Origin of the sequence: Microcoleus sp. LEGE 07076, from assembly GCF_015207455.1 — a bacterium.
Lineage (GTDB): Bacteria > Cyanobacteriota > Cyanobacteriia > Cyanobacteriales > Microcoleaceae > Microcoleus.
Genome location: NZ_JADEWV010000204.1, coordinates 1 through 10,228, shown reverse-complemented (window position 1 = coordinate 10,228; position 10,228 = coordinate 1). Strand labels below are relative to the sequence as shown.

At 46.7% G+C, this 10,228-nt stretch carries 10 protein-coding genes and 1 pseudogene; 5 read left to right on the top strand and 6 right to left on the bottom strand.

The features are described from left to right. Positions 1–1,712, top strand: a 1,712-nt coding sequence (locus IQ270_RS24390; protein ID WP_193975766.1) for a CHAT domain-containing protein, incomplete at its 5' end; no start/stop codon positions are given. 81 nt (positions 1,713–1,793) lie between these two features. Here the strand turns inward: IQ270_RS24390 and IQ270_RS24385 are convergent. From IQ270_RS24385 to IQ270_RS24370, 4 genes are all read right to left on the bottom strand, one after another. After that, positions 1,794–2,354 (bottom strand): type I restriction-modification enzyme R subunit C-terminal domain-containing protein, encoded by a 561-nt coding sequence (locus IQ270_RS24385; RefSeq protein ID WP_193975765.1) that lies wholly within the window; start codon positions 2,352–2,354, stop codon positions 1,794–1,796. 234 nt (positions 2,355–2,588) lie between these two features. After that, a complete protein-coding gene (locus IQ270_RS24380) occupies positions 2,589–3,038 on the bottom strand; it encodes a hypothetical protein (RefSeq protein WP_193975764.1) in 450 nt (149 codons plus the stop codon). An 11-nt stretch (positions 3,039–3,049) separates the two neighbouring features. Continuing rightward, positions 3,050–3,475 (bottom strand): Panacea domain-containing protein, encoded by a 426-nt coding sequence (locus IQ270_RS24375; protein ID WP_193975763.1) that lies wholly within the window; start codon positions 3,473–3,475, stop codon positions 3,050–3,052. Positions 3,476–3,623: 148 nt separating this feature from the next. After that, on the bottom strand, positions 3,624–4,253 hold the full coding sequence (locus IQ270_RS24370; RefSeq protein ID WP_193975762.1) for a restriction endonuclease subunit S: 630 nt from the start codon (positions 4,251–4,253) through the stop codon (positions 3,624–3,626). Between IQ270_RS24370 and IQ270_RS32040 the strand changes: the two genes are divergently transcribed. Then, positions 4,229–4,411 carry a hypothetical protein gene (locus tag IQ270_RS32040; RefSeq protein WP_255532482.1) on the top strand — a complete coding sequence of 61 codons (183 nt, stop codon included), beginning with the start codon at positions 4,229–4,231 and terminating at the stop codon, positions 4,409–4,411. The two genes, IQ270_RS24370 and IQ270_RS32040, sit on opposite strands and share 25 nt — an antisense overlap. On the opposite strand, the pseudogene IQ270_RS24360 reads toward IQ270_RS32040, so the two are convergent. Continuing rightward, a pseudogene (locus IQ270_RS24360) lies at positions 4,368–4,799 on the bottom strand (restriction endonuclease subunit S); the annotation flags it as partial. The gene IQ270_RS32040 and the pseudogene IQ270_RS24360 overlap by 44 nt on opposite strands. 203 nt (positions 4,800–5,002) lie before the next feature. Continuing rightward, complete coding sequence (locus tag IQ270_RS24355; RefSeq protein ID WP_193975761.1) at positions 5,003–5,905, bottom strand: Rpn family recombination-promoting nuclease/putative transposase; 903 nt, start codon at positions 5,903–5,905, stop codon at positions 5,003–5,005. Between the two features lie 918 nt (positions 5,906–6,823). Here IQ270_RS24355 and ccsB point away from each other — a divergent pair. The 3 genes from ccsB to tilS all read left to right on the top strand — a co-directional run bounded on the left by ccsB (position 6,824) and on the right by tilS (position 10,166). Further along, positions 6,824–7,873 (top strand): c-type cytochrome biogenesis protein CcsB, encoded by a 1,050-nt coding sequence (gene ccsB, locus IQ270_RS24350; protein WP_193975760.1) that lies wholly within the window; start codon positions 6,824–6,826, stop codon positions 7,871–7,873. Between the two features lie 206 nt (positions 7,874–8,079). Further along, on the top strand, positions 8,080–8,511 hold the full coding sequence (locus IQ270_RS24345; RefSeq protein ID WP_193975759.1) for a KGK domain-containing protein: 432 nt from the start codon (positions 8,080–8,082) through the stop codon (positions 8,509–8,511). Between the two features lie 515 nt (positions 8,512–9,026). Continuing rightward, positions 9,027–10,166 (top strand): tRNA lysidine(34) synthetase TilS, encoded by a 1,140-nt coding sequence (gene tilS / locus IQ270_RS24340; protein WP_193975758.1) that lies wholly within the window; start codon positions 9,027–9,029, stop codon positions 10,164–10,166. Positions 10,167–10,228: the final 62 nt, after the last annotated feature.

The following is a 10,228-nucleotide window of genomic DNA, read 5'->3' as shown; positions in this document are numbered from 1 at the left end:
CGCTCGCACAGACAATAGTTCCCAATCCAGCCCCAGTATCAAATGTGCCGATCGCACAGACAATAGTTCCCAATCCAGCCCCAGTATCAAATGTGCCGATCGCACAGACAATAGTTCCCAATCCAGCCCCAGTATCAAATGTGCCGATCGCACAGACAATAGTTCAAAATCAAACGCTTGCACCAGCAACAGCCGCACCTCCAGCAGTCTCACCAAGCCAAATACCTGTTATGCCTGCTGCAGGCCAAATAAATCTCGCGCCAATACCAACACCGGATCGAGATATTGCGCTCGCAGTCAGCCCGCGGCAGGACACAAATCCTTTATTTTCCGCCCGGTTGCAAGAGCAAAACCAAATATCCAATTCCTTGCAACAGCGCAATTCACCTGCCCCCTCCCCAAATATTGGCGCTTCCTTGGTGACAACCAACCTCAGCACCGTTATTTTTCCCGTAGAGGAAAGATTTACTAGCGATTTTGTCGATTACCTAAATTTGCCGTCAACAAATGCGATCGCCACCCTAGAAGACACTCAAAATACCCTTGGCAGAGTCCAAAAAGCCACAGGCATCAAACCAGCTCTCGTTTATATGAGCTTTGTACCCAAGGGTTCTAGAGTCGCTCGACCATACAACAGTTCGCCTCTGTTGCGTGTAGAACAGCAAATTCAAGGCTCTGACGAACTGGAACTGATGGTAATTACCCCAGAAGGCGTGCCGGTGCGGAAGCGCATCTCAGGCACCTCTCGCGCCCAGGTAATGGAAGCTGTTCGGAAATTTCGCAGCGAACTGACTAATCCGGTAAAGCGCAATACTAAAACTTATTTACCCTTGGCTCAGCAGCTCTACCAGTGGATGGTAGCGCCGCTCGAAGCAGAGTTGCAAGCTAAAGGCATTCAGAATTTATCTTTTATCTCGGATATGGGGTTGCGATCGATCCCGATGGCCGCCCTGCACGACGGCAAAGGCTTTCTGATAGAGCGTTACAGTGTCGGCTCAATGCCGAGTCTGAGTTTGACAGATACCACCCCCGCCAACTTCAAAAATACCCAAGTTCTGGCAATGGGCGCGTCGCAATTTCCAGAAATGAGTCCTTTACCTGCGGTGGAAATAGAAATATCGACAATCACCCCCCAGGAGTGGCCCGGTAAGTCTTTCTTGAACCAAGCTTTCACTCTGGCTAATTTGAAATCGCAGCGCCAGCAGCACCCTTTTGGGATGATTCATTTGGCTACTCACGCCGAATTTCGATCGGGAGATCCCAGCCAATCCTTTATTCAGTTGTGGGATACTAAATTGCGTTTGGATCAGTTGCGGCAAATGGGATGGTACAGCCCGCAAGTTGAAATGTTGGTTTTGAGCGCTTGCAGGACTGCTGTGGGCGATCGGCAAGCCGAGTTGGGCTTTGGCGGGTTAGCCGTGCAAGCCGGGGTTAAATCGGCTATGGCGACTCTTTGGTATGTCAGCGACGAGGGCAGTTTGGCATTGATGGCCGACTTCTACGGGCAGTTGAAAACTGCTCCGATTAAAGCAGAAGCGCTGCGGCAAGCGCAATTAGCCATGTTGCGCGAAAATGTGCGGATTGAAGGGGGGATGTTGCACACTTCTGTTGGTAATGTGCCGCTACCCTCGGAGTTGGCAAACACCGAGACTCGGAATTTTTCTCATCCCTATTATTGGTCTGCTTTTAGAATGATTGGTAATCCTTGGTAATCGAATTTGTTTTGGTTAAGCAATTGTTTGAATGTGCGGGGATAAAACACCGTGCAAATCAACAGCATCGCCCACTAAAATTTATGCAGCCGCCGCCGCGCTAATTTGCTCCAAAACCAAAACCAATGTATCGACTTGGGTGGGACTAAACACGCCTTCAGGGCCTTGAGCATTAATGTCTGTAAATGGAGAATCATAGAGCAAACCGGCTTCCATCACGCCATGATGCGTTAGATAATCGATGATTAAGTTAATGCATTCGATCGAATTCGCGCAGAATGTAGAGCCGGATAAAAACGCGCCAAACGCTTGTTTCGCTGCGTGACGATCGAGTCCCACCAGCGATCGAATAAACAACCCCACACCTAAATGTTTAGCCGCTGCTAACTCTTCGGGTTCGCCGATACCTGCTTCGCTCAACATTCGTTCTAGTTCGTTCAAATCGCTTGGTGTCAGCGGTTGGTTGGATCTCAGCTTATGAATTGTGATATGATTTTCGTGAGCTTGCAAAAACTGACGCGCTTTCGCACGGAAGCGATCGAACTGGCTGCTGTTTAAACCAGGCAGATCGAAGGAGGTTTCAGTACCTAATTCGTCGGTAAAATTCGTGTAAATTGGTTGTAGATGTGTCTTTTCAATCAAACGAATCAGCGATCGCAGCCTGTTACGGGCACCTTCTAGAATGGGAATTGTGACATTTTCTCACCAGGCATCAGTTAGAATGTCTTGAATTAGTGCCATTTGTTCGCGCACTACCGGAATACGGTCTTTATCTTCTAGCGCTGCGACGATCGCCCTAACTCGCTGGCTCGATCAATTAAATTCCGGTTGCGATCGCAGCATAGAAAGTTACACATTTTTACTGCAATCTAGGTTTTAAGTGTTCTTTTTCTGGGTGGGATACACCTCATGGTTCGGGTCCCACCAAAGTAGCTCCATCACGCCTTGATTGAGTATGCCCCAGATTCTTTCGCTCGCAGATAAGCGTAAAGAAGTGAGTTCATCCAAATCATCGAGATTGATTTCGCTGAGTCGATCGCGGGCTAGTTTACAAAGCTTATTAATTGGCACGGTATGATTTTGTTTTTTACTGTCAACCAATATCTCCCGCCACGTCATAGATTCAAAGTTACTGAGTTTTGTTTGAATCTCTTTGAGTTTTTCTCCATCAATATTTTGCCAACCATAGTCAGAGGCTAGTTCCATTTTTGAAATTCGCCATGCTGGATTACGATTGTAGTAATCTTGAGGATTTTCGGCGATTTTGGGTTGTTTTTGAGGAGCGGGCTGGGATTTGACTTTTGGCTGTTTTTTCTGCTTGGACATGAGTGACAGGGTTACAGGCTGCTGTAGTATTCTGCCATTGCAGCAAGTGTGATTTCTTGATTTCCACGCTGTGTGGCTGCGAGTCCTTTTCTGGCACTGATCCAGGGTTCTTCTTGATGGGTCAAGTCACTCAGCCACTGGGAAGTCCGATCGCCGTAGAATTCCAGGATTTTATCAATAGTTTCTTTTTGGATCGGGGTAATATTTTCGGGATTACCTGCGATCGCTGAGACGATAAATTGCCCTTTGTGGTGCTTGTAGAGGTCGGGAATAACAGGCCCGTTTGCCCATGCTTCTAGGGTTTCAGGAAACAGGGGGGCTTCATCCCAGACTAATGACCATGCCTGAGCGTAGTACAAAAGCTTCTGAAGTTTCATAGCGGGAAGTTCGCCTTTCTTGGCGAGAATATAAGCTGCAACGTCTTGTACAGTAGTCATGCTAATTACCTCCGTTTTCATTGTTGCACTGAAACTTTTATTAATTCTATTATAGTCCATAAATATCGATTATTGGCGCTAATTTGGGAAGATGCTGGTTGTTTAAATATTTTGTCTATCAACGATTCCACGCTTCTTTTACCGACGGCTACAACTCTCCTCGAAAAGCGCGATGTTGGAGGGAGGCGAAGAGGGCATCGAGTTGGGTGAGGGATTCGCGATGTGTGTTTTTGAGACGATCGATCGCTTCCACCCGCCGAGCAAATTCTTGTTGAAGCCGGAGGGGAGGAGTAAGTACAGGCACACGCGCCAAGTTTGATTGGTTGATACCTGAAATTGTTGACTGAGTAAGAAATGGTTTAATACACTTCTGCCTCACCCAGTCGTTGCTGAGATAATGAAAGAAAAATAAAAAACCAACTTTTTCCGGGTTCGGGGTTACGCGAATAAATGACGATTCAAAAATCAGTGGATTAGGTGAAGGCGGAATCAAACAAGGTTTTGCTGCTCCTTCATAATTAAGAGACCTTCTAGCAATCAAAATATCTTTTTCAGAAATACGATACTTCTTATATTCGTCAGCACTACAAATGACCTGCTTAAGATTACCTCGAATGACAACTTCGTAAAAAGCGTCACTCATGTGAAGCATCTCTATTCCGCCATCTTCAACGTAAGCATCTTTTGAAAAATAAGCACCGTTTTGAAGAGGTTGTTTTAAAACTGATTCGAGTTGCTCAACAAGAAAGCGGGATGTCGCTCCTACATCGCCAAACATCTCAAGGAATATCGATCGCACGATCGCATCCAATTCGCCCAAAGCCTTGCGACGCAGCGCTCGAAGTTCCTCCGCCTTGTCCAGAATTGCGGCGATTTGTTTCTGTTGGGCGATCGCTGGCAGTAGAATTTCTATCTCTCGAATTATTTGCTGACTAATGTTAGGCTGTGCACCGCCGACACTTCTTGATATGAATTATGGCAGTTTTTGCTGTAAGGCACGAAAAATATATCTCGAATCAGCCTTGTCTTTTTCTGGGACAATATGGCAAACTGCTTGATTTGTTGTTGCATCAATACCTAAGATTCCAACACGACCAACATTAGCGCCATACATTGCAAAAAGGATAGCTTTTTTGGGTGCAAGCTTCAATGATGTTTCTGCTAAAGCTTCCTGAGTGACTGTTTCCTCAGTTTCACTAATTATTGATTCAGGTAGATCAGCAGATTTTACCCAAGGAATACCTCCGCCATAATAGAGATCGTGTTTACTGCGTGATGGAGTTGTTCCACTACCTGCTTTTGCAAAATGAGCTAATTTGCAAATATCTTGTTGTCATTTCCATCATTCTTAGAGCGCTCAATTCAACACAGCAACTCATTAGACCTCTTGCAAAAGTCCTTTTAATCAAATTTTGGAACGGGCAAGATGCCCATCCCACAAGAAAAAAAAATTGTGGGATGGGCATCTTGCCCGTCCTAGCTATTTTTGCAAGAGATTTATTCTGCAGGCAAAAGTGCGATCGCATCTCACTTAGGCAAATTTTCCCGCCAAACCTCTAAATCCTCGATCGACTGAAAATCCAACAATTCCTCTGCTAGAGTTTCAATTTGCTCGATCGACAAATCAGCAATTCTAGAGGTAATAGATTCCGGAAATGTTCCAACTCGCCGATTTAACAAACGGCGATTTAGCTGACGTAAAATCAAGGCCCTTCCTTCTTGTTCGCGGCCTTGTTCAATGCCTTGTTCGCGGCCTTGTTCAATGCCTTGTTCAATGCCTTCTTCCTTAGCTTCCCGATAAAACCGAGTTTCCTCAAGCGTAATCCCTAACATCGCCTCTGCCTCCCTTCGGTTCAAATTTGTGAACTTATAAACCAGTATTGTCGTCAGCATCTCTATTATGGCGCGACTCGCCGCTTCCGATTCCTCCCGCTGCGATCGCGCCAGCAACAATCGCGCAGCTTCCGGCGTACTCGCTTCATCGATAGTCGTCAACGCCATCAGCGCCACTCCCAGCGGCAACTGTTCGATCGCACCCAACTCATCCAAATATACCCGATGTACCTGATTGCTGCTGGTGAGCGATCGATAGGGATGCGTTTCTGATTGTTCAGTCGATCGACTCGGATAAATTACCACCGCTTCCCAATCAGTAAATCGCTGGCGATTGCGATAAAAATACAAAAACGACTCACCAAACAATCTCTCATAAAGCAATTCATCCCGCTGAAACTGCACCTCACAGAAATATACAACTCCCGGTTCAGCATCCGGAGGCAAAAACACCCCATCAATTTCAAACTTCGGTTCCTTCACCGCCACCGAATCAAATCGATACTGATCCGCATTTGATGGTGACTCTTCCAATAGCTCAAACAACAGCGTCGGAGCTTCTTGAAATAACTTATAAAAAATTGAATCTCGACGCATTAACTCAAAATCTCCTATCGTGTGCGATCGATTGACCGATCTCAAATTGGTTCGCGCGTGCGTATGCAAGTCCGCTCCGGGATTGCCTGTGCAAGTCCGCACTACGAACTATTTTTGTTATACTAATCGACCGCACATGATATCATCTAGCCTGTGCGACTTATCCAACTATTTATCGATTTTAGATTTGAGAATTGAATTTTCTAGATGAATCACCGGAGCTTGAGCTTTTGTCTAAAATTTGGATAGTATCCACGACTTAATTCTGGGGATTACGTTTTTTTGGTGGTGACAAAAACAGCAATTGGGTAATCTGCTAAATCAATTTTAAACGATTCGAGATAGCCCCAGCTCGAAAAATATCCTACATTTTCAGTCCTAGACGCACTCCCGACAAAGAAACCGGGTTTTTTACTCAATCTCTGGGTAAAAACGCAGGATTTTTCTGAAAAAACCCGGTTTCTGCCAGCCCCTGCGTCCAAGACTAAATTTGTTAATGGGCGATCGAACTTCGCCCCTCAGCATTCGGTGTTTCCTTAGTTTCAACTCGTCCAACCTTAAGCCGTCAGCCAGAATCAACCAGCGCGACTTGACGGGGTGACACTCGTCTGGCGGGTCAAGAGTAGCTTAGTAGGATCGCGAATTAAATAATTTAGACAAGTTTGTGGGATGGGCGGGAGAACCTGTCCTTTCTGGACGGGCTCTCCCGCCCATCCCACAATAACAATAAAGATTGTAAGTTATTTAATTATCATTCCTGATTTGATGCGTCCGCCCGATCGCCCCCAGGCACCTCAACCACAGCCAAAAACTCATAATTGCCACAAAAATTCAAAATCCCAAACCCAAAACTCCCGAAGCCCAGTACGATCGATCTAGTTAGCAAAAATAAGTAAAAACACTACCGGAGTAAATAATATGGATCTGGTCGTACTTCAGAACTGGCTGGACAACATCTCCTTCGCCATCCTGTTCTCAACAATGCTCGTTTACTGGGTAGGCGCAGCCTTCCCCAACATTCCCTACCTGGCCGCCCTAGGCACCGCAGGAATGGCCGTCGCCAACCTCTCCATCGCCGCCTTACTCGGTTCGCGGTGGATAGAAGCCGGCTACTTTCCACTAAGCAACCTCTACGAATCCCTATTTTTCCTAGTTTGGGGCATCACCGCCATCCATCTAGTCGCCGAAAACATGAGCCGTTCCCGCTTAGTAGGAGTAGCCACATCCCCCGTAGCAATGGCAATAACCGCCTTTGCCGCCCTGACTCTCCCCGACACCATGCAATCGGCAGAGCCCCTCGTACCAGCCCTCAAATCCAACTGGCTGATGATGCACGTTAGCGTCATGATGCTCAGTTACGCCACCTTAATGGTAGGAGCATTGCTGGCGATCGCATTTTTAATCGTCACCCGCGGCCAAAAAATCGAACTCACCGGCAGTTCCTTCGGCACCAACAGCAACCGCAACGGCAACTACCGCCTCCAACGCCCACAAAACCCCGAACCCCCAACCGACAGCCAACCTGTTGGCGAACCCGCTTTCAACAGCAATAACGGTTACACCACCACCGCAGTCCTCGAATTAGCAACCGTTCAAACCACCTCAACCGCCCCAACTCAAACCGCAGAACTTCTCTCGCCCCAGCGCTTGAATCTAGCAGAAACCCTTGACAACATTAGCTATCGCATCATCGGTTTAGGATTCCCCTTGCTGACAGTTGGAATTATCGCCGGTGCCGTTTGGGCTAACGAAGCTTGGGGCTCGTACTGGAGTTGGGACCCGAAAGAAACTTGGGCACTGATTACCTGGTTGGTATTTGCAGCCTACCTGCACGCCCGCATTACTCGCGGCTGGCAGGGAAGACGCCCAGCAATTTTAGCCGCCACAGGTTTTGTAGTAGTTTGGATTTGCTATCTAGGCGTTAATTTGTTAGGCAAAGGTTTACATTCCTACGGTTGGTTTTTCTAATAAAAACTGACAACAGTTAACTGTTAACTGTTCGCTGTTCCCTCGCGCTACCCTCGCGAGCGGAACGCTCCCGCTAATCCCTCCCCTAACCCTCGCCAGCCGTCGCGCCACTGTTCTCGGTATTCCGATATAACCGGATTTGATATCCACACTCAACCGACAACAATCAACACTCAACAGACTTCTTGACTAAAAGGAAAATAGATATGGACGACTCGCAAATATTTCTACAAGAAGACGATGTTTTGTCTGCTCCTGCCAGCGCTTTGATGTATCAATGTACCTTCAAAGTTAGCGAATTTATGACGGTGATGCAGTCAAAATTGCTAGAACAAAACTTATTTTCAGAGGGCATCGATTGCGAAGTTTTAAGTGCCGGCAAAGACTGGACAAAAGGCAAACTTAGAATGCGTCTGGAGTTTTGCCCGATCGCCGAATCAGAGGTAACAGAACAAAAAGCCCTTCCTCCCGCCCCGGAAACATCAGAAACATCCCAAAAATACAGTGAAAATAACTCAGATCGAACCGATACAAATGATGAACCAAATATCGGCGAATCAACACAAATAAGTAGTAATACTTTTCCTGTTTACAGGCATCCAGACATCCACCCCCACAGTCGAGGAATGTGGAGCTAGGGAGAGTCCCAGAGGCGGAGAGTGAAAGATTGTGAGCCGGGAAAATGGGGAGAATTTCCCAATTCCCAATACTCTCAACCTCCCTCCGTCCCCTAACTCTTGAAGTTCACTACAAAAGCTTAGACGATCGCTCCTCCGGGAGCATCTCACGTTTGCAAAAAGTATTATTTTAACGCCTGGGGAGCGTTCTCGCTCGCTGGCGGATATATCACCAAGCGAGCGAGGACGATCGCACTACAAATACAAAACACAGTTTTTGAAATTGTCAATTATTGGCAAATTTTTTGGTGAGGGGATCCCGTACCATATTAGGTAATCCACCTGACTTGATATTATATCGTTTCTGGTTGCACCGTCAGGTGATAAATTAGGTAGAAATTCATTAATTCCCCGTCCCAGTTGCCACAAAAGATCGGTGCAATTTTCCGCTGTTCGATTCACAGTCAACAGTCAACAGTCAACAGTCACCTGACAGTGCAACCGGACTTGATATTACTTCATAAAAAACTGTTCTCATGGCTGAATCTTCCAATTGGACGCACCTCCACGCTCAACTGCACCGGACGCTGCTGCACCGACAAATATTGCCCTCAAATCAGCGATTGTTAGTAGCAGTATCCGGCGGACAAGATTCTCTGTGTTTGCTAAAATTACTGCTGGATTTGCAGCCAAAATGGGGCTGGAATTTAGCGATCGCCCACTGCGATCACCGCTGGCGTTCTGATTCCCAATCTAATGCAACTCATGTAGAAAATTTAGCTAAAAATTGGGGAATATCCTATTATTTGCAAACAGCTTTCTCGATCCCCAAAACAGAAGCAGAGGCCAGACAGTGGCGTTATCAAGCTTTAACCGAAATTGCGATCGCCCGCAACTCCCCCTACATTGTCACAGGACACACAGCCAGCGATCGCGCCGAAACACTCCTCTACAACCTAATTCGCGGTAGCGGGGCCGACGGACTTTCCGCCCTCACCTGGAAGCGACCCATTGCCGATTTTAGATTGCCGATTTTAGATTTTAGATTGGACAATTCCCAAGAAAATCGCAACTTTGAAATATCTGCCGATTTTAAATTGTCCAATCAAAATGAAAATTCCCAATCGAAAATCCAAAATCTAAAATCTAAAATCTATTTAGTTCGCCCCTTACTCGAAATCACCAGATCGCAAACCGGTCAATTTTGTCAAGACCAAAAACTACCAATTTGGGAAGATTCCACAAATCAAGACTTAAAATATGCCCGCAACCGCATTCGATCGGAATTATTGCCTTATTTAGAAACTCATTTCAACCCAAAAGCCCAACAGGCGATCGCCCAAACAGCCGAACTCCTCCGCGCCGATGTCGAATATCTCGAACTTGCAGCCAGCGACGTGCTACAGCGAGCAATTTCTCCCATTGCAGACAACGAGGCGGTGAAATTTCAACTCCCCGTCAAGTTAAACCGCCCGATTTTGCGAGCAGCACCCCTAGCGTTGCAGCGGCGGGCAATGCGACAGCTACTGCAACAAATATTACCCTCAGCACCCAGCTTTGACAGCGTAGAAAAACTCACCAACTTAATCGCAGCGCCCAACCGATCGCAAACCGATCCATTTCCCGGAGGAGCCATCGCCCGAGTCGAAAACCCTTGGATAATTTTAGATATTTAATTTTAAGCCGTCATGAAACCCGAAAGAACTTCTCGCAGATCGGAAACTACCCGATCTTGTTC

Bases quoted from the DNA above. Each gene is read 5' to 3' on its own strand.
- IQ270_RS24380 (WP_193975764.1), bottom strand. From the start codon at position 3,038: ATGTCCAAGCAGAAAAAACAGCCAAAAGTCAAATCCCAGCCCGCTCCT.
- IQ270_RS24370 (WP_193975762.1), bottom strand. From the start codon at position 4,253: ATGTTTGGCGATGTAGGAGCGACATCCCGCTTTCTTGTTGAGCAACTC.
- tilS (WP_193975758.1), top strand. From the start codon at position 9,027: ATGGCTGAATCTTCCAATTGGACGCACCTCCACGCTCAACTGCACCGG.
- IQ270_RS24375 (WP_193975763.1), bottom strand. From the start codon at position 3,475: ATGACTACTGTACAAGACGTTGCAGCTTATATTCTCGCCAAGAAAGGC.
- IQ270_RS24355 (WP_193975761.1), bottom strand. From the start codon at position 5,905: ATGCGTCGAGATTCAATTTTTTATAAGTTATTTCAAGAAGCTCCGACG.
- IQ270_RS32040 (WP_255532482.1), top strand. From the start codon at position 4,229: ATGTCGCTCCTACATCGCCAAACATCTCAAGGAATATCGATCGCACGA.
- ccsB (WP_193975760.1), top strand. From the start codon at position 6,824: ATGGATCTGGTCGTACTTCAGAACTGGCTGGACAACATCTCCTTCGCC.
- IQ270_RS24345 (WP_193975759.1), top strand. From the start codon at position 8,080: ATGGACGACTCGCAAATATTTCTACAAGAAGACGATGTTTTGTCTGCT.